Genomic DNA, 19931 nt, shown 5'->3' with positions numbered 1-19931 from the left:
TTCTTTAGGGTTAATGCAACACAATTTAGCCAGAATTAAAGAAACTTCATCATTATTTAAATAACATCTAAAAAATAATATAATTATTTAGAGTTTTTAAAACAAAGGAGTGTGTTATGCACAATATCGACAATTTAGATCAACAAATATTGCGTGTATTAACCAAAGATGCCCGAACCCCTTATGCAGAAATGGCGAAAAATTTTGGTGTTAGCCCCGGCACCATTCATGTTCGGGTGGAAAAAATGCGCCAGTCAGGCATTATTGAAGGGACAAAAGTGAAAATCAATGAACGCAAACTAGGTTATGATGTTTGCGGTTTCATTGGCATTATTTTGAAATCGGCAAAAGATTACGACAAGGTGATCAAAAAGCTGGAAGCCATTGATGAAGTGGTGGAAGCCTATTACACCACCGGCAATTATTCCATTTTCATTAAAGTCATGACGCACACGATTGCCGAACTGCATTTAGTCTTGTCGGCAAAAATTCAATTAATCGATGAGATTCAATCCACAGAAACCTTAATTTCCATGCAGAATCCGATTTTGCGTGATATTAAACCGTAAAAAACAAAGAACAAGAAAGGAGGATGTTATGTCAGAAGTCTTTCACCTTGGCTTAACGAAAGCCATGTTAGATGGGGCTCAATTAGCCATCGTCCCGGGCGCGCCGGAGCGTGTGGAACGCATTGCACGCTTATTAGATCGCCCAAAATTCCTCGCCTCCACCCGCGAATTTACCTCTTGGCTCGGCTATATTGAGGAACACGCGGTGGTCGTATGTTCCACCGGTATTGGCGGCCCGTCCGTTTCCATCGCGGTAGAAGAACTAGCCCAACTCGGTGTGCGTACTTTCTTACGTATCGGTACAACCGGCGCCATCCAACCGCACATTAACGTCGGTGATTTATTAGTGACAACCGGTGCTGTACGTCTCGATGGCGCCAGCCGCCATTTCGCCCCATTGGAATATCCGGCGGTAGCAAACTTTGAATGTACCGAAGCCCTTTACAAAGTCGCCAAAGAAGAAGTCGGCGATGCCGTCCATGTGGGTATCACCGCCTCTTCCGACACTTTCTACCCGGGACAAGAACGTTATGACACCTACACCGGCAAAATTTGTCGTCATTTCCAAGGTTCATTAAAACAATGGCAAGAATTGAACGTAATGAACTACGAAATGGAATCTGCCACCTTGTTCACCATGTGCTCCGCACTGGGTTTGCGTGCCGGCATGATCGCAGGTGCTATCGTCAACCGCACCCAACAAGAAATCCCGAATGAGGCGACGATTCAATCCACGGAAGAAACCGCCATTCATGTGGTAGTGAAAGCGGCAGGCTTGTTAGTATAATTGACGTAAGTCACCAGGGCTTATCGCATAAAAAGAGCGGTCGAAAAACACCATGAATTTCGACCGCTCTTTTTATTGTCTGTATCAAATCAATGGCAATAAAAAAGCCTCCGTTAAGAGGCTTTTTTTAGCATTTTATTTTGAGTATAACGGTGCAGGACCTGTTTTACCCATCGTTTTCGTGCCTTCGGCTTTTACCAACGAACCGGAAGAGGAAATCTCTACTCGACGGTTAGGTGCTAAGCAATCTTTTAGTGCTTGACCACTGCCATCACAAGCTTTCACTTGATTTGCTTTACCGTGTCCGATAGCTACGATGTGCGCTTTTAAGCCTAATTCAGCTAAACGCGCTTTCACGCGGTCTGCACGACGTTGTGATAAAGCTAAATTATAACGATCAGAACCTAAGCGATCGGTATAGCCGTCAACAGTGACTTCTTTTGCTTTAGCAGATTTTAACTGCTGTGCAATATTGTCAATCACTTCTACACCTTGTGCAGTCAATGTGTCCTTGTTAAAATCAAACAAGAAATCGCCGGACAAACTGAAAGAATAGTTGCTGTTACAGCCGTTTGGATACCAATAGAAATTTTGTGCGTTCATCTCAGAATCGAACAATACTTTAAATTGGCATACTTTATTTGCACCGTTTTCACGGTAGTTAAACACGTAATCCCATTCGCGCACGCCGAATAAGCCTTCCGCAAAATGCGGGCGACCGATCAAATAATAAAGTTGATCTTTATTCATGCCTTTTTCAATCATGCGAACGTTATCCCAGTTCGGCCAAGAACCGTATTGGCTGCCGTCATGATTAAATGTGGAATCTTCAACTTTAGGCCACACTAATTGGGTGTTCTCCACCGGTGCGCCATCTTTAGATACGTGACTTAAGTTACCGCAAGCAACCAACATAGTTGCAGCGATAGTTGATAATAACATTTTTGCTAAGGTCATCTCTTCACCTCGTAGAATTCATAAAATAGTTGTTTGTTTCAACCTTGGGTTGCTTCTCTTTGGTTACCAAGGGAAATCACATTATTTAACCGGATTGCACATAAAAGTGCGGTCGATTTTTATCGTGAAATTCACCTTGGTATGCCTTCAAAAAATAGGAAAGCTATATCGCTTCCCTATTTTCATTAAGCGAACGGTATTACCATTGGTAGCCCGCACCTACACCAGCACCAAAGTTGCCACGGGTGTCGCTGTTACCAGTCAATTTCACCACAACTTTACCGTTATCAGAAACGCGGGATACACCTAATGCAATCGCGCCTTCACCACGGTAAGTACCGGCAGAAACAGCAACCATGTTTTTACCCGGCAAGTAAGCTTGCGGTAAAGATGCCGCTGCGTTAGCACCTGCTACACCGGCACGCAGATTTCTGTCAACACGGTTAACCTTGCCTTCAAGAATGCGTAATTGTCCAACATTCGCTGCATCGGTATTGTTCACGCCTGGTGCAACATTTTTGATGGTCATATTGCTGGCGTCGATACCATTGCTCTTCGTCATGCTTGGACCATCTTGAATGGTTACGCCATCATTGGTGATTTTGGTAGTACCACCAACAGTCACGTGTTCAGTTGCAGTAACGCTATTGACATTAACATCTTTTGCCAAGCCTACAGTCACGGTGTTTCCTTCGACTTTGGTCATAATATTGCTACCGCCATCAAATTTAGTCCAATCCGTGTTTGTTGCAGCACCTTTAATATCGACTTGAGTATTAAGTGGGGCCTTATGAACTGCACCGTCATTTGCTCCAAATTTTAATCCGTCATTTAAAGTTGCTACATATTCACGTGCACCACCGTCAACATCGTAAACGATACGAGTTTTCTTCTCACCCGCTGCACCATTTACGTCAGTTGCACCTTGAGCAACAGTGACCTTGCCTTTAGCATCTGCACCATCAATATCGATAGAACCGTCTTTGCCGTTTAAAGTAACGCTGTTTTGATCGTTAGCACTTTTCACCGCTAAAGTTCCATCTTGGTTACCCTTAGTTGTACCACCGAGAGTAATCTCGTTATTTAAGCTAACTGTTAATTTCGCAGTTTTCTTACCATCAACTGGTTGCTCTTCAACTTTAGTATTGATGTTGTCATCACCGGTAATTTGAGCCGTAGTACCTAGGTCTTGTGTAACCTTGTTACCAGCTTTGTCTTTCAAACCGAAAGCATCTGTCGCTACAGTTTTCAAATCACCAACATTGACAGCATTTTTTAGTTTAGTGTCTGGTGCTTTAGTGACATCTGTAACACCATCTAAACCACTCGCAAGTCCAGTAATTGCTTTGTCATTCATCGCAATACCGTTCTTAGTCATGCTTGGACCACCTGTGATGGTAACGCCTTGACTATCAACCTTAGTACTGTCGTTATCCTTAACAAACTGAGCACTTGTTAAGTCTTTCAACTCTTTGTTCAACGTCACGTTAACATCATTACCATTGGCTTTTGTTGTGATATTGTTATCGCCTTTCACACCAACTGTGTCACCCAACTTACGTACGTTGGTATTGCCACCATCAGTTGCGAAGGTTAAACCTTCATTATCGACTTTAGTTTTAGCATCAACACCTTTTTGAATATCGGCTTTAGCTTTGTCAGATAAGTCAACTTTATAGTTTGTTACATGAACAGTGCCTTTTTTCGCTTCTGCTTCAGCTTCAACTTTAATCATGTCAGAACCGTTTGAAACAGAGGCTGAAGTATCTTTAGCAGAGACGGTGTAAATGGTCTGTTTACCAGCACCTGTTGTAGTAGTAACGGTAACATTTTCACCCGCTTCAACTTCTGTCTTCGCAGCTGTAACCGCAGTCTCAAGATCAGTTTTCACTTTATGCAACTGACCACCGTTAACGGCATCTTTACTGTCTGCTACAATTGTGCCATCAGCCACATTGGTGATTTTCTTATTGCCCGCATTGATACCGTCAGTTGTCACAGACACATCACCAGCAGTTAGCCCTTTGTCAGTCACTTTTACATTGGTGCCAACAGCTAAACCATCTTTATTCAAGGTCGTTTGGTCAATTTTGACACTGCCGTCTTTAGTAAGATCAAGGTTTTTGTTTAATGCAACTTCTACATTACCACGATCATGAGTCACAGTGATATTTGTATCACCACTGATGTTGACCTCAGCCTCAGGTTTAACAACATACTTGTTGTTATCATTTTTACCTGTACTGAGTGTCCAACCTTTACCTGCTGTTGCCGCTGCATTTTTTACTTCATTCAACTGAGCAACATTCACTGCATCAGTATCAGCTTCGCCTGCTTTAACATTAGTGATTTTCTTATCACCTGCATTGATACCGTTAGTAATTGTCATACTTGGACCATTTTCAATGGTGACACCATCTTTAGTCACTTTAGTAGCACCAACTTTAACGCTTCCATCTTCGGTGAGATTAAGATCCTTGTTTAATGTAAGTGTTACGTTGCCTTGATTATTACTTACAGTAATATTTTTATCAGCAGAGCTAATATCGACATCAGTACCCGGTGCAACCTTATGCTTAGTAGCAGCAGATCCAGCCGTAGTAAGATTCCAGCCTTTTTCAGCGGTTTCTTTCACTTCGTTTAATTGGCTACCATTAACCGCATCTGTACTGTTTGCGTTAACATCACCAGCTGCCACTTTAGTGATTTTGTTATTGTTAGCATCGATAGAGTTCTTAGTAAAGCTTGGACCATCTTTAATGGTTACACCTGAACTATTAACCGTAGTATTGGCATTATCATCACCGAACTGAGCACTTGTTAATTTTTTCAGTTCTTTGGCTAATTTGATATCAACTTGGTTTGTACCATTTACAACAGTACCGATATTTTCATCAGAAAGCACCCCTTTGGCACCACCGTTAAGTTTAAGTGCTTGTCCGGCAGCACGTTTAGCCATAGTGATACTTGTATCATCAATTGCTAAGCCATCAAGATTTTTTCCTTCTGCACCGGAATTATCCGCAACAAATCCCATTGGACGGGTGTGTGCATACAATTGGCTACCATTGATTGCGTCAGTACTTTGAGGACCAACTAAACCAGCCGCAACACCTTGAAGACGACGAGTTTGAGTGTCATTACCAATCGTAACAACACCTACTGGTGCGCCACCTGCGTACTGATAAGCTGGGAAACCTGCAGAGTTAAACTGACTGTAGTTGCCTTTTCCTGAAGATACCGCACCTGCATTAATGAAGGCTGATTCTGTACCTAAGTAAACAGAGTTTTGCAATGTTGCATTAACGTTGTTACCTAAGATGAAATAACCTTTACCAATTTTGGTTTTGGTTGCAGCTGGATCTGACGGGTCATCAGTCGTGGTCAATTCATTTGACTCGCTCACTTTATTTCCGGTACCAATTACGTAAGTATCGGTAATATTTTTCGCAGTGGAACTATCGCCAATAATATTTCCGGCACCCATTACAAAAATATTTTTGCTATCTTCTAACGGTGCAACGCCAACATCAACCTTATTACCATGACCGGTAACATAGACATTTTTCAATGATGTTGCTACTGGGGAACCACCACCTACTGGAGTCTGGTTGTTTTTACTAATAATATTGCTATTACCTACAACACGGATATTTTCTTTGGCTTGAACAAAGTTATCATTACCAAATACACCGGATTGGTTGGAAAGAATTTCGCTATTGGTGTTACCGATAGAATAAGTACCCTCACCTGTTACTAAGGTTGCATTTGGATCATAGGTACCGCCTAAACTACGACCGGTCGTTGTCAAAGCTAATTTACCTGCGTAACCGATACTACCGGAATTAGCACCATTAACACGTTGATTTGTACCCATTGCAATAGAGTTTACACCCTTATCGCCAACAAATGCAGCCGCACCGATTGCGTTTGATGCTGAACCAGTGGCAGTTGCTTGGCTACCCAATGCAGTGCCTTGGTATTCATTTGCAGTAGCACGTTCACCAATCGCAATGGCTTTGGAAGCGGATGCTGTTGCGTAGTAACCTAACGCTACTGCACGATCCGGGCTAGAGATATTTTGCTGTTTTGTGGATACTCTGGCTAATGAACCGATTGCAACAGAGTTATTACCTTCGGTACTTGAACCTGCACCGATCGCCGTATTGTATAGGAAGCCTTGACCGGTACTACTTTTAGCAACAGTTTGAACCGATGTTTGAGCAACATTGTCATCTAATGTCGCTGAACCGTTATAAAGCGCACCGATTGCAATAGAGCCTAGACCTTCAGCACTTGTATTATTACCGACAGCAACACTTGTTGCTCCATTCGCATGAACATCCATACCAACGGCTAACGATTTTTCACCTTTTGCACCGTCATTATTGAAGTTACCTATGGCCGCAGCATTTTTAGTACTGAAATAGTGCGTTTTATTCGCATCAACAACTTTGTTTAATTGTTGTACGTTTACCGCATCATCGTCTTTCGTACCTTCAGCGACATTACCAATGAGCGTTTTTTTGCCATCATTTTTTGATAAAGTAACGCTGTTTTCAGTTGTGGTTCTTGGCGCAGCATCATAGTTAATACCTGCACCACCACCTGTAAGACCATTAATTTTTGAATTTACTTTATTGAAAACATCATTAGACACTTCTTTTAATTGCTTCACGGTCACTGCATCTTGATCATCCGCACCATCAGCCACATTCACAACTCGACGTAAAAGATCAGATTTACCTACGGAAACAACTTTAGTTGATGTTGTACCGGTAAGGTAGCCTGTCGCAGCTGTATCATTCGCCACAGAAGAACGACCTAATGCCACATTACTCTCACCATTTGCCACAGCATTATTACCAATAGCTACACCGCCAGACTCTGTAGACGTAGCACCATTACCAATAGAAACAGAGTCGAGACCGGTAGCCTTAGTTTCTGTACCTACTGCAACCGATCTTGTTTTCGCCTGCGCACTCATACCGATTGCCACGCTTTCTACAATATCCGTTGGGGTGTTATAGGAGTTTGCTAATGTACCAATAGCAATGTTATTACTAACACTGTTATTTGCTCCGCCAATGAATTTACCGGCACCTTGTCCAAGTGCGATATTGCCTTTACCTTTTACATTTGAGCCGGCAGATTGACCGATACCAATATTAAGTTGACCGTCAACATCTTTACCTGCGTCCACACCAATATTGATGTGCTCGTTTTTATCACCAACAAGGTCTGCAGCCTGGCCTTTACCCGCACCTTGACCAATTGAGATTGTTCTTCATGGCGCAGCCTCTGCATTTTCACCAACAGCAACCGCACCTTTACCAGTAGATTTAGCATTTTTACCAAACGCAGCGGCACCCTCACCTTCAGATTGAGCACCATGACCAATTGACAAACCGGATTTCTTGGCTTCAGCACCATGACCAATTGACATTGCATCCGTACCTTCAGCCTTAGCGCCTTCACCCATTGCAATAGCAGAATCGGAACCTACAGCGACTTGAGCACCTTTACCGAAAGCAATCGCAGAATTTGCTGCAAATGTTTTAGCATCAGAACCAATTGCGATACTATCAGAAGTAAAGGTTTCAGATGCGTCTTTATTTGTTGTTAATGCATTTTTACCGATGGCAATATTCTGATTACCGCGGCTTTTTGCTGTATCACCGATTGCAATGCCACTCTTACCATCACCAGTAATATATTTTTGAGCACCATCATAAATCAATTCGCCACTTAATTTAGAGCCTGCTTGAGAATTATGACCTAACACAACTGAAGATGAGGCAGTTCCTGATGCAGCTGCTCCATGACCAACAGTAACAGACTCAGCACCATAAGAAGAAGCGTGCATACCTAATGCAACAGTATTATTCCCAGCTGCTTTAGCGTCTGGACCAATTGCAACAGCATCAGTTCCACCGGCTGTAGCATCGGCTCCTGTTGAATTTGCACGGAAGTATTTAATACCGTTGTAAGTAGTACCTGTACCTAAACCTAATTTATCAGTTGCTTTTTTTAATAAATCAATCTCATTATCAGTAGTGGTTTTGTGGTTACCAAAATCAGTTTTTAATGCATCTAGATCACCTTGGCTAGCTTTACCATTAACGGTAGTTGTTAATGCAGTTAAATCGGCTTGGTTAGCTTTGCCATTAACTGTAGTTGTTAATGCAGTTAAATCGGCTTGGTTAGCTTTATTTGCTAAATCATCGGTAGTCGCTAAATTTTTACCATTCAATGTAGCAGTACCATGCAATGTTGTTGTACCTGTTGCTGAACCACCAGCGGTGCCTGCAGCACCAACAGTTAATGATGTGGTTGCGGTAACGTTCGGAGCATTAACATCAGCAGCAAATACTGAAGATGCGCCAAAGCAGAATGAGAGGGCGACAGAAAGTGCGGTTAATTTTGTTCGTACTTTTGCAGTATTGCTTGATGCCGCTGTTGAATTGCGTCCTGATACCCCTTTAGAGCGCGCTAATTCGGATACAACGACTAATACGTTAGTTACCTTACTCCAGATAACCTTGTATATATTATTCATGGAAGTTCTCCTAATGGTTAAATTTAATCAAGATATATTGATATATAACTTTAATGGATAAATGCTTTACTCTTCATAACGAAGATGGATATGTAATACATGAACCAAAAAATATGTTGAGCAATGACTATTGCACAACATAGGAAAAGTGAATGCATCACTAGTAGGCCTAATAGATACCCATAACTCTAAGGCCTTCTATCAAAACACCTACGGAATCGCTAAAAACAGACTCCTGCCCTCGAGACAACATCATTGACAACGCCCATACATTTGAAAAACTAAACTACACAAATAATTTGTCGCCAATGATGCTGTCGCCACAGGTATAAATTTAAAACAGCTCCTATTGTACTTATTCAATAAGTAACATATAAAAAATTATGCCTATGGTATGGCGGGTGAATTCTAAAGCTAATTCGATTCATCGTCAATTAATACTGCTTCTAATGCAATTTTAATCATTTCATTAAACGTTAACTGACGCTCTTCCGCACTGGTGAGCTCGTGGGTGCGAATGTGGTCAGATACGGTACAGATGGTTAATGCGCGTGCACCATACTCTGCGGCAACACCGTAAATACCGGCGGCTTCCATTTCCACACCAAGAATGCCGTATTTTTCCATCACATCAAACATGCTGACATCCGGCGTGTAGAATAAATCGGCAGAGAATAAATTCCCAACGCGAGCTTTCACACCTAAGTTTTTCGCTGCTTGCACTGCGGCTTGGGTTAAACCAAAATCTGCGATGGCGGCAAAGTCGTTATCTTTAAAACGAATACGGTTTACTTTGGAGTCGGTACATGCACCTACACCGATAACCACATCACGCAATTTCACATCCATACGTACTGCACCGCAAGAGCCAACACGAATCATTTTTTTCACGCCGTATTCAGTGATAAGTTCTTTTGCGTAAATGGAACAGGAAGGGATCCCCATACCATGTGCCATCACGGAAATGCGACGACCTTTATAGGTACCGGTGAAACCTAACATATTACGTACGTTAGTCACTTCCTGTGCGTTTTCCAAAAAAGTTTCTGCAATATACTTCGCACGTAGCGGATCACCCGGCATTAATACAGCATCAGCAAATGCACCGGCAGGTGCGTTAATGTGTGGAGTCATAGTTTTTCCCTCTTGTTGACATGATGAAGCAAACGTTTCCGTTGCTTATAAACGACAACACCACGAACATGGTCGTGGTGTCATCATAAAAAACATGGCGAAATCATACCGCACTTTATAGCACGGCACCACTTAAACCAATAAATAAACCTGCAATTGTTGCGCTCATTAAGTTAGATAATGAACCTGCAACTACGGCTTTCAAGCCTAAACGAGCCACGTCGCTACGACGATTTGGCGCCATTCCGCCTAAGCCACCAATTAAGATCGCGATGGAACTGAAGTTAGCAAAACCACAAAGTGCGAAGGTAATGATCGCTTTAGTTTTATCACTTAACACCACAGCAGAATCCGGTTGTAAATATTTAGCAAATTCTAAATAACCCACAAATTCGTTCACCGCTAATTTTAAACCAATCATTTGACCGGCAATGGCAGACTCTTCCCAAGAAATCCCGATTAAGTATGCCAATGGTTTGAAAATCCAACCTAAAATCACTTGTAAAGTTAAATCCGGTTCGCCAATAACGCCGCCGAAGCTGCTTAGAATCCAGTTAATCAAAGCAATCACAGAAACAAACGCGATTAACATAGCACCCACGTTCATCGCTAAGTGCATACCGTCACGCGCACCATTTGCCAATGCTTCAATTGCGTTAGATGGTTTTTCAACGTCTGCACTTTCTTTTAATGAGTCATCCGCTTTTTCTGTTTGTGGGAACATGATTTTCGCAAACAATAAACCACCCGGTGCTGCCATGAAAGAAGCCGCGATTAGGTAAGTTAACGGCACACCCATACCGGCATAACCCGCCATCACAGAACCGGCGATAGAGGCAACGCCACCAACCATCACAGCAAATAATTCAGATTGCGTCATACGGCTGATAAATGGTTTTACAATTAATGGCGCTTCCGTTTGGCCAACGAAAATATTGGCAGCCGCAGACATAGATTCTGCTTTTGATGTACCTAATAATTTTTGTAATCCACCACCGATTAATTTGATCACCCATTGCATAACACCGATGTAATAAAGCAAAGAAATCAAGGCGGAGAAGAAAATGATGACCGGCAACACTTTAATCGCAAAGATAAAACCGAAACTTTGGCTTGGATCAGTCAATCCACCGAATAAGAAACTAATCCCTTCGTTACCGAAGCTAATGATTTTACCGATAAAATCAGAAGCCGTTTGTAACGCACTACGTCCCGCCGGTACATAAAGTACGAAAGCACCGATAGCGATTTGAATAGCCAACGCACCAAAAACGGTACGCAGATTGATCGCTTTACGGTTGTTAGAGAACAAAACTGCAATCCCTAACAGGACGAAAATACCAACAACACTAATTAAAATGTCCATAAATACCTCAAAAGTCATTGAATAAAATTCTTCGTATTCTACTTGGTTTCCATAAAAAAGGAGAGTGAATTTTATTGATTAATATCATAATTAGTGCAACCCGATGTCACTAGAAGCAAAATCCGCCTTAAAAAGGAATAAAGTGCGGTCAAAATTCAACGTAATTTATTTAGACAGCATGAATAAACCTTGGGATAATGCGCGCCACTTAGTAACAAACGATGGATTAAAGATAAATGAAGAAAGCACAGGTTCTGCCGCATACACCTTGGGCAGCAAAATCCCTTTGGGCATTTGAGCCTAAATCCTTTTGTGTGTTGCTTTTATCTTTAAGTGTCATGGGATTTGGCGAAGCATTATTGCTTCTTTCTGATTTAGGCTCCGCGCCTTGGACCATATTATCGCAAGGTGTAGCCTTACGCGGGGAATTTAGTGTCGGTTGGGCGTCATGGATAATTAGTTCAATCGTGATGTTAGCGTGGTTTCCATTAAAACTGAGGCCGGGACTTGCCACCGTCATGAATATTTTTGTGATCGCCCTCTTTCTCGGCTTAACCGTTTATTTGCTGGAAAAACCTACCGCACTTTATCTGCGTTTCATTTACGCTGTCGTTGGTATTTTATTATTCGGCATCGGCAATGCCTTTTACCTAACCTGCCACCAAGGCCCCGGCCCACGCGATGGGTTAATGGTGGGGTTGTGTTATCGTTTCCATTGGAAAATCGGCATCGTGCGAACGTCCATTGAAGTTTTAGTGTGCCTCTTCGGCTATCTGCTCGGTGGCGTGTTAGGCATCGGCACACTCATGTTCGCACTGGGGATTGGCTGGGTAGTGCAATACACCTTATTTATTATCCGTCGTCGAGTGCCACACCCGAGTAATAAACCGCTCGATCTCGTCTAATTTCTCGCCAATATGAATTTTGCTTAAATCTGTTTGACTCGCTTTGTCGTTTGGCGGACAAAATGCCAAATGTTTATCAACCTCATTAATCGGCTGCCAACGCAATGGTGTAGCAGAACGACGACTCGGATAAAAACCGATGGTCGGAACATTTAACGCAGCGCTTAAATGCAACGGCCCGGTGGAACCGGCAATAAACAAATTAGCACACGCCAAAGATTGTGCGAAATCCACCATGCCGTTATTTTTGTCATAAACGACCACCCGCGAATCCTGCACCAAATTTGCCAGTTCATGGGCTTTTTCACTTTCATTCGGCCCTGCCGTTAAAATCACATAGACGTTAAACCGCGCTAATAAGCCACGAATGAGCTCAGCATATTGCGCCAAAGATAAATTATTGGCAGACCCGCCGGAACCGCTGTGCACAAAAATCCATTTTTTCTCCGCATCAATGTTTAACTGATGGCATAAAGACTCACGCTGAAAATCCACCGCACTTTTAGGGAAAGTGAGATATGGCGGGCAAGGCTGAACAACAGCAATGCCATGATCACGTAAAAAAGTGCGGGCCAAATCCAAGTTATATTCAAATTCAGGCTTAGCCGATTGGGAACGGCGTTGCGTTAAACGATGATTATAGAAAAATTGCACCCATTTTGTTGCCGGCGCTAAACGGTAAGGAATGCGACATTTCCACGCTAATTTGGCGTTATGTGTATTGGAAAAGAAGCTGATCATGGCATCAAATTGACGCGCTTTAATTTCGTTCACCACGCGCTGAAATGCAGCTTTATCGTTTTTCGGCGCATCAATAATAACGTCATCTAAATAAGGGCATGCCCGAGCAATATCTGCGGTGTAAGCAGGTACAAGTGCGGTCAGTTTTAACGATGGTTCAGAGGCTTTTAACATGGCAAAGGATGGCCATGCCAACATAAAATCGCCCAATTTATCGTTACGAATCACCAATACGTTTTTCATTATTTCCACCCTATGCAAATTCTTTTCCAAAATGAGAGGTTATTCTAGCCTGACCGACTGCCATTAAAAAGCGACAAATAAAAAATCAGCGCCTTAATCCCTTAAGACGCTGATGTTGAACTAAATAAACAAGTCAATATTGAATTTTATTTATTCAATTTTGCCTTATAGGTCGGATTCATCAAGTTTTCTACGGAAAGGATGTCATCCAATTGTTCTTTGGTTAACAAGCCTTTTTCCAAGACCACTTCACGCACACCTTTACCGGTTTGCGCACAGATTTTACCCACTAAGTCACCGTTGTGGTGGCCGATAAATGGGTTTAAGTAAGTCACAATACCGATAGAATTGTAAACGTAGTTTTCACACGTTTCTTTGTTGACGGTGATGCCATCAACGCATTTATCGCGTAAGTTCACACAAGCGTTACCTAAAATCTCAATAGATTCAAACATAGCTTGTACAATCACCGGCTCCATTACGTTTAATTGTAATTGACCTGCTTCTGACGCAAAAGTCACAGTGGTATCGTTACCGATCACTTTGAAGCACACTTGGTTCACCACTTCAGGCACAACCGGGTTTACTTTTGCCGGCATGATAGAAGAACCCGCTTGTAATTCAGGCAAGTTAATTTCTTTAATGCCTGCACGAGGGCCGGAAGAGAGTAAACGTAAGTCGTTACAGATTTTTGACAATTTCACGGCAGTGCGTTTTAACGCGCCATGTACGGAAACATAATCACCGCAGTCTGAGGTTGCTTCAATTAAGTTCTCTGAGCCGGTGCAATGTAATCCGGTGACATTGGATAAATGTTTCACAACGGAAGACACATAACCTTGTGGGGTATTTAAACCGGTACCGATTGCGGTCGCGCCCATGTTCACTTCAAGTAAGTGTGCCGCTGCAGCTTTTAAGTGTTTCACTTCTTCTGCCATTAACACTGCAAACGCTTTGAATTCTTGCCCCACAGTCATTGGCACTGCGTCTTGTAATTGAGTACGGCCCATTTTCAACACTTTCTCGAATTCTTTTGCTTTGTTTTCAAAGCCTTGTTGCAAATAAGCGACTTTTTCAAGAAGTTTAATGACGCTGTTGTACACGGCAATGTGGAAACCGGTAGGGTACGCATCGTTGGTGGATTGGCTGGCGTTCACATGATCCATTGGGTCGAGGTATTTATATTCACCTTTTTTGTGACCTAAAATTTCTAACGCCAAGTTGGCAATCACTTCATTGGTGTTCATATTGACGGAAGTGCCTGCACCACCTTGGTAAATATCAGATGGGAATTGATCCAAACATTTGCCGTTCACTAACACTTCATCACAAGCTTTAACAATGGCTTCTGCAATTTCTTTTGGAATGGCACCCAACTCACCATTTGCCAATGCCGCTGCTTTTTTCACCATCACCATGCCGCGAACAAATTCCGGCACATCAGAAATCGTTACTTTCGAAATGTTAAAATTTTCCACCGCTCTTAGGGTGTGAATACCCCAGTAAGCATCTGCAGGAACTTCACGTTCACCTAACAAATCCACTTCCTTTCTATATTGTGTCATTTGCGTTCTCCTTTATGCTTAACACGTTTGGTTGAATTGTCTAAATTATAGAAAATTCGATTAAAATTAAATTGATCCAAGTCACAGATTTTTATACGCATTTAAGAGTTATTTTTATTTTTCAGATTAGTTTTTCTAACCCGAAAGATGTAGCCATGAATAAAAGTTGCACTGCAGAATAAAGCGGGTAATATGCTCATCCAACGTATTTTTAAGGAGCGAACATGCCGTTTATCACCTTTCTTTTCGCTGTTTTTGTATTTATTTATCTGGAACTGAGTCTACTGGTTTGGCTAGGAAGCCGTTTGGGTATCCTCATGCTCATTTTATTACTGATTGGTTCCTCACTACTGGGCATTGTCATCATCCGTGTTCGTGGTTGGTATAGCCTCACTCGCGTAAAACAGCAGCTCACCCAAGGCGAATTGCCTACTGATGCGCTTTTTGGCTCTCTGCGCTGGCTTATTGCCGGCATCCTTTTTGTTATTCCCGGTTTTGTGACTGACATTCTCGCTTGCGTGCTGTTAAGCCCGCTCGGTCGTTACCTAGTAAATACATTCATTCGTAGCCGATTCGTGTTCTTCCAACAAAACATCTTTAAAACCAACCGCACTTTTTATTCGTCCCAAGGCAATCCACCTAGAGATGGCGAGATTTTTGAGGCGGAATTTGAAAAGGAAGCGGATGAAAATAAACGGTTAAAATAATTTTGCCTTTCCCTTGAAAGCGTAAAAATGATTCCCATATAAAAGAAACTTTTTAACAAACCTAGAAATAGAGGAAATTTCAGATGAATATTCGTCCATTACACGACAAAGTGATTTTAAAACGTGAAGAAGTGGAAACTAAATCTGCCGGCGGTATCGTATTGACCGGTTCTGCAGCCACCAAATCTACCCGCGCGAAAGTGTTAGCGGTCGGCCCTGGTCGTTTATTAGAAAACGGTAGCATTCACCCAATGCACGTAAAAGTGGGCGACATCGTCATTTTCAGCGACAGCTACGGTGTAAAAACAGAAAAAATTGATGGTGAGGAAGTGCTCATTCTCTCCGAAGGCGATATTTTAGCGATCGTTGAATAAGCAAAAACACGCTGAAAAATGACCGCACTTTAAACGAAATAGATCATGGTGGGAGCAATCTCACGCAACAAAATAAAAGGAAATTAAACATGGCAGCAAAAGACGTAAAATTCGGTAACGACGCACGCGTAAAAATGTTAAAAGGTGTAAACATTTTAGCTGATGCGGTAAAAGTCACCCTTGGTCCAAAAGGCCGTAACGTAGTCTTAGACAAATCTTTCGGTGCACCAACCATCACCAAAGACGGTGTGTCTGTGGCACGCGAAATTGAATTAGAAGATAAATTTGAAAACATGGGCGCACAAATGGTGAAAGAAGTTGCTTCTAAAGCCAATGATGCCGCCGGTGACGGTACCACCACGGCAACTGTTCTAGCACAAGCCATCGTGAACGAAGGCTTAAAAGCCGTAGCGGCAGGTATGAACCCAATGGATTTAAAACGCGGTATCGACAAAGCAGTCACTGCCGTCGTTGCCGAACTTAAATCCCTTTCCAAACCTTGCGAAACCTCTAAAGAAATCGAACAAGTGGGTACCATTTCCGCAAACTCCGACAGCATTGTGGGTCAATTAATCGCACAAGCCATGGAAAAAGTGGGTAAAGAAGGCGTGATTACCGTAGAAGACGGCACCGGCTTAGAAGACGAATTGGATGTAGTTGAAGGGATGCAATTTGATCGCGGTTACCTTTCCCCGTACTTCATTAACAAACCGGAAACCGCTACCGTAGAATTAGATAACCCATTCATTTTATTAGTCGATAAAAAAATCTCGAATATTCGTGAATTATTACCGGTATTAGAAGGTGTGGCGAAAGCAGGTAAACCGTTATTAATCATTGCCGAAGATGTAGAAGGCGAAGCGTTAGCGACATTGGTAGTGAACACCATGCGCGGAATCGTGAAAGTAGCTGCAGTGAAAGCACCAGGCTTCGGCGATCGTCGTAAAGCGATGTTACAAGACATTGCGATTTTAACTGCCGGTACGGTGATTTCTGAAGAAATCGGTATGGAGTTAGAAAAAGCCACTCTTGAAGATCTTGGTCAAGCGAAACGCGTTGTCATTAATAAAGACAACACCACAATTATCGACGGTATCGGCGATGAAGCACAAATCCAAGGTCGTGTGGCACAAATTCGTCAACAAATCGAAGAATCCACTTCCGACTACGACAAAGAAAAATTACAAGAACGCGTGGCGAAACTCGCCGGCGGTGTTGCGGTAATTAAAGTCGGTGCAGCAACTGAAGTAGAAATGAAAGAGAAAAAAGCACGCGTGGAAGATGCACTACACGCAACTCGTGCAGCTGTGGAAGAAGGCGTGGTTGCCGGTGGTGGTGTGGCGTTAATTCGCGCAGCCAGCAAAGTTGCTGATTTACGTGGCGACAACGAAGAACAAAACGTGGGTATTAAACTTGCTCTTCGCGCTATGGAAGCCCCATTACGTCAAATCGTCGCGAACGCAGGTGAAGAAGCCTCTGTAGTCGCAAGTGCGGTAAAAAACGGCGAAGGAAACTTTGGTTATAACGCAGGTACCGAGCAATATGGCGATATGATTTTAATGGGTATTTTAGATCCAACTAAAGTGACCCGTTCCGCATTGCAATTCGCAGCTTCTGTCGCCGGTTTAATGATCACCACCGAGTGTATGGTGACCGAATTACCAAAAGATGACAAAGCTGACCTCGGTGCTGCCGGTATGGGTGGCATGGGAGGTATGGGCGGAATGATGTAATTCTTCCCTATCAAAAATAAAAGCCCTTGAATTAACTCAAGGGCTTTTTTATCTCTATAAAAACACTGTTTTTTATGACCGCACTTTTACACTAAATTTTCATGTTTTTCATAAGCGGAAAGCGTATTATACATAAGCATTGCTACCGTCATTGGGCCAACGCCACCCGGCACCGGTGTAATATAAGCAGCACGCTCGGCAGCAACCTCAAACTCAACATCGCCAACCAACTTGCCATCAATACGGTTAATTCCGACATCAACGACAACTGCGCCTTCTTTGATCCATTCACCTTTAATAAATTTAGGTTTACCCACAGCAACCACTAAAATATCCGCTTGGCGAATATGACCCGCTAAATCCTCGGTAAAACGGTGAGTTATTGTGACAGTACAGCCGGCAAGTAACAATTCTAATGCCATTGGACGACCAACAATATTGGACGCACCAACAATGACAGCATGTTTGCCATAAAAAGAAATACCTGTAGTTTCCAATAATTTCATCACACCATAAGGCGTACAAGCACGTAATGTTGGAATACGTTGACACAAGCGCCCAACATTATAAGGATGAAAACCATCCACATCTTTTTCCGGTGAAATTTTTTCAATTACTTTGGTGCTATCAATGTGTTTTGGCAACGGTAACTGCACCAAAATACCATCAACCTCAGGATCTTGATTCAATCGCTCAATAAGAGCTAACAATTCTGATTCAGAAGTGGTTTCCGGTAAATCGTAAGATTTGGAAAAAATACCGATTTCAGCACAACTTTTACGCTTACTTCCCACATAAACCTGAGAAGCCGGATCCGCGCCAACTAGAATTACTGCCAGACCAGGAGCACGTTTACCCAGCTCAATATACTGTGCAATTTTTTGTGTAATATTCAATTTAATTTGCTGGGATAACTGAGTACCTGAAATAATTTGAGCCGCCATTAAATTCTCCGCGTAAGGTAAATATTTACGCACGCTATTTTGTCAGAAAAATCCGTTTTATGTAAACTGAATTGTAATAAATTTAGACGATTGACAGTAAAACCATAAAAATTGATTGACTGAAAATGAAAGAAAACTATAATGCTACACATCTTTCGGCGAGTAGCGCAGCTTGGTAGCGCAACTGGTTTGGGACCAGTGGGTCGTAGGTTCAAATCCTATCTCGCCGACCACCTTTCTCTATTCTTTCATCATCCCATTTTAATGCGCCCTTAGCTCAGCTGGATAGAGCAACGCCCTTCTAAGGCGTGGGTCAAAGGTTCGAATCCTTTAGGGCGTGCCATTTAATAAACCTGACTAAATATTTTTTACTTCCAATCCAAGGAAAATAGAATGAAAAAATTAGCATTTGTATTGCTAACATCCTTAGCAACATCGAGTTTTGCTCATAACCTCCAACTCAATACCCCCCTCCCTTATGTTTCCGTTCAAACTGACGGAGAATTAATCATAAACAATGGAAGCATCAACTATAAAAACTGGGAATCGCCAGCAGTTGCAGGAAAAGTAAGGGTTCTTCAACACATGGCAGGAAGAAGTAGCGTTAAAGAAAAAAATGATGGCTTAATGGAAATGATCAAAGCTCAACGCTTTGATTCTAGCAAATATCAAACAACAACAATTATTAATGCAGAAGATGCTATCTTCGGCACCGGTCCTTTCGTCAAAAGTAGTGCTGAAAAAGGTAAAAAAAATAATCCTCACAGCCAAGTGATTTTAGATCAAACAGGTCAAGTTAAAAAAGACTGGGGATTACAGCCTAAAGAAAGCCTAATTGTAGTATTAGACAAATCTGGAAAAGTGAAATTTGCACATGAAGGGAAGTTATCTGAGCAACAAATGAATCAAGTTATCGAACTAGTTAAAAACTTAGTTCAGTAGAAAGTAGTAAAAATAAAAAGCGAGAAGATAAGAAAATGGATGGCAGGGGCGGAGAGGCTCGAACTCCCAACACCCGGTTTTGGAGACCGGTGCTCTACCAATTGAACTACGCCCCTATTGGTATTTAACTTTGAAAAAGTTATAAAATTGGCGGAATGGACGGGACTCGAACCCGCGACCCCCTGCGTGACAGGCAGGTATTCTAACCAGCTGAACTACCACTCCGAGATAGGGATTAGCAGTGACCTACTCTCACATGGGGATGCCCCACACTACCATTGGCGTAACAGCATTTCACTTCTGAGTTCGGTATGGATTCAGGTGGCTCTACTGCACTATGACTGCTAAAAATACTTATTAATTTAGTTCACTATTAACATTAAGCTAATGAACTAAAGTAATAAG

At 42.3% G+C, this 19931-nt stretch carries 15 protein-coding genes, 4 tRNA genes and 1 rRNA gene; 9 read left to right on the top strand and 11 right to left on the bottom strand.

The annotated features are described in order from the left end of the window. Window positions 1-116 precede the first annotated feature (116 nt). Both asnC and udp read left to right on the top strand, forming a co-directional pair. Entirely contained in the window at window positions 117-569 is a 453-nt protein-coding gene (gene asnC, locus HMPREF9064_RS08805) for a transcriptional regulator AsnC (protein ID WP_005715729.1), read from the top strand. 28 nt (window positions 570-597) lie between these two features. Then, window positions 598-1356 (top strand): uridine phosphorylase, encoded by a 759-nt coding sequence (udp, locus tag HMPREF9064_RS08810; RefSeq protein ID WP_032997738.1) that lies wholly within the window; start codon window positions 598-600, stop codon window positions 1354-1356. A gap of 135 nt (window positions 1357-1491) precedes the next feature. Here the strand turns inward: udp and HMPREF9064_RS08815 are convergent, their stop codons facing one another. From HMPREF9064_RS08815 to HMPREF9064_RS08835, 5 genes are all read right to left on the bottom strand, one after another. Next, window positions 1492-2313 (bottom strand): OmpA family protein, encoded by an 822-nt coding sequence (locus HMPREF9064_RS08815; protein ID WP_005715726.1) that lies wholly within the window; start codon window positions 2311-2313, stop codon window positions 1492-1494. A gap of 199 nt (window positions 2314-2512) precedes the next feature. Continuing rightward, entirely contained in the window at window positions 2513-7516 is a 5004-nt protein-coding gene (locus tag HMPREF9064_RS08820; protein WP_005715724.1) for a YadA-like family protein, read from the bottom strand. Between the two features lie 84 nt (window positions 7517-7600). Beyond that, window positions 7601-8872: an ESPR-type extended signal peptide-containing protein gene (locus HMPREF9064_RS08825; protein ID WP_005715722.1), complete on the bottom strand. Its 1272-nt coding sequence runs from the start codon at window positions 8870-8872 to the stop codon at window positions 7601-7603. A gap of 414 nt (window positions 8873-9286) precedes the next feature. Beyond that, a complete protein-coding gene (gene deoD / locus HMPREF9064_RS08830; protein WP_005715721.1) occupies window positions 9287-10006 on the bottom strand; it encodes a purine-nucleoside phosphorylase in 720 nt (239 codons plus the stop codon). A 115-nt stretch (window positions 10007-10121) separates the two neighbouring features. Continuing rightward, window positions 10122-11372, bottom strand: coding sequence for a NupC/NupG family nucleoside CNT transporter (locus HMPREF9064_RS08835; RefSeq protein WP_032997737.1), 1251 nt, complete (start codon window positions 11370-11372; stop codon window positions 10122-10124). A 236-nt stretch (window positions 11373-11608) separates the two neighbouring features. Between HMPREF9064_RS08835 and yczE the strand changes: the two genes are divergently transcribed. Beyond that, a complete protein-coding gene (gene yczE / locus HMPREF9064_RS08840; RefSeq protein WP_005715718.1) occupies window positions 11609-12277 on the top strand; it encodes a membrane protein YczE in 669 nt (222 codons plus the stop codon). Here yczE and HMPREF9064_RS08845 read toward each other — a convergent pair. Both HMPREF9064_RS08845 and aspA read right to left on the bottom strand, forming a co-directional pair. Next, window positions 12218-13261 (bottom strand): glycosyltransferase family 9 protein, encoded by a 1044-nt coding sequence (locus HMPREF9064_RS08845; RefSeq protein WP_005715716.1) that lies wholly within the window; start codon window positions 13259-13261, stop codon window positions 12218-12220. The genes yczE and HMPREF9064_RS08845 overlap by 60 nt on opposite strands. A 146-nt stretch (window positions 13262-13407) precedes the next feature. Beyond that, window positions 13408-14826: an aspartate ammonia-lyase gene (aspA, locus tag HMPREF9064_RS08850; RefSeq protein WP_005715714.1), complete on the bottom strand. Its 1419-nt coding sequence runs from the start codon at window positions 14824-14826 to the stop codon at window positions 13408-13410. Window positions 14827-15050: 224 nt separating this feature from the next. On the opposite strand from aspA, the gene HMPREF9064_RS08855 reads away from it, so the two are divergent. From HMPREF9064_RS08855 to groL, 3 genes are all read left to right on the top strand, one after another. After that, window positions 15051-15533 (top strand): FxsA family protein, encoded by a 483-nt coding sequence (locus HMPREF9064_RS08855; protein ID WP_005715712.1) that lies wholly within the window; start codon window positions 15051-15053, stop codon window positions 15531-15533. A gap of 83 nt (window positions 15534-15616) precedes the next feature. Then, window positions 15617-15907: a co-chaperone GroES gene (locus tag HMPREF9064_RS08860; protein WP_005715710.1), complete on the top strand. Its 291-nt coding sequence runs from the start codon at window positions 15617-15619 to the stop codon at window positions 15905-15907. Between the two features lie 89 nt (window positions 15908-15996). Next, window positions 15997-17640: a chaperonin GroEL gene (gene groL, locus HMPREF9064_RS08865; RefSeq protein ID WP_005715708.1), complete on the top strand. Its 1644-nt coding sequence runs from the start codon at window positions 15997-15999 to the stop codon at window positions 17638-17640. Between the two features lie 86 nt (window positions 17641-17726). Here groL and folD read toward each other — a convergent pair whose 3' ends face one another. Then, window positions 17727-18584: a bifunctional methylenetetrahydrofolate dehydrogenase/methenyltetrahydrofolate cyclohydrolase FolD gene (folD, locus tag HMPREF9064_RS08870; protein ID WP_005715706.1), complete on the bottom strand. Its 858-nt coding sequence runs from the start codon at window positions 18582-18584 to the stop codon at window positions 17727-17729. 156 nt (window positions 18585-18740) lie between these two features. On the opposite strand from folD, the gene HMPREF9064_RS08875 reads away from it, so the two are divergent. The 3 genes from HMPREF9064_RS08875 to HMPREF9064_RS08885 all read left to right on the top strand — a co-directional run bounded on the left by HMPREF9064_RS08875 (window position 18741) and on the right by HMPREF9064_RS08885 (window position 19526). Next, window positions 18741-18817: transfer RNA gene (locus HMPREF9064_RS08875), tRNA-Pro, on the top strand. A 33-nt stretch (window positions 18818-18850) separates the two neighbouring features. Further along, window positions 18851-18927 (top strand) — tRNA-Arg (locus HMPREF9064_RS08880). Between the two features lie 50 nt (window positions 18928-18977). Further along, window positions 18978-19526, top strand: a complete 549-nt coding sequence (locus HMPREF9064_RS08885) for a YtfJ family protein (RefSeq protein ID WP_005715704.1) — start codon at window positions 18978-18980, stop codon at window positions 19524-19526. A 40-nt stretch (window positions 19527-19566) separates the two neighbouring features. Here HMPREF9064_RS08885 and HMPREF9064_RS08890 read toward each other — a convergent pair. The 3 genes from HMPREF9064_RS08890 to rrf all read right to left on the bottom strand — a co-directional run bounded on the left by HMPREF9064_RS08890 (window position 19567) and on the right by rrf (window position 19875). Further along, window positions 19567-19642: transfer RNA gene (locus HMPREF9064_RS08890), tRNA-Trp, on the bottom strand. A 32-nt stretch (window positions 19643-19674) separates the two neighbouring features. Next, window positions 19675-19751, bottom strand: a tRNA-Asp gene (locus HMPREF9064_RS08895). 8 nt (window positions 19752-19759) lie between these two features. Beyond that, window positions 19760-19875, bottom strand: a 5S ribosomal RNA gene (gene rrf, locus HMPREF9064_RS08900). Window positions 19876-19931: the final 56 nt, after the last annotated feature.

Source organism: Aggregatibacter segnis ATCC 33393, assembly GCF_000185305.1.
GTDB lineage: Bacteria > Pseudomonadota > Gammaproteobacteria > Enterobacterales > Pasteurellaceae > Aggregatibacter > Aggregatibacter segnis.
Note: the sequence above shows the minus strand (reverse complement) of the source record. Positions and strands in the feature narration are given on the sequence as shown.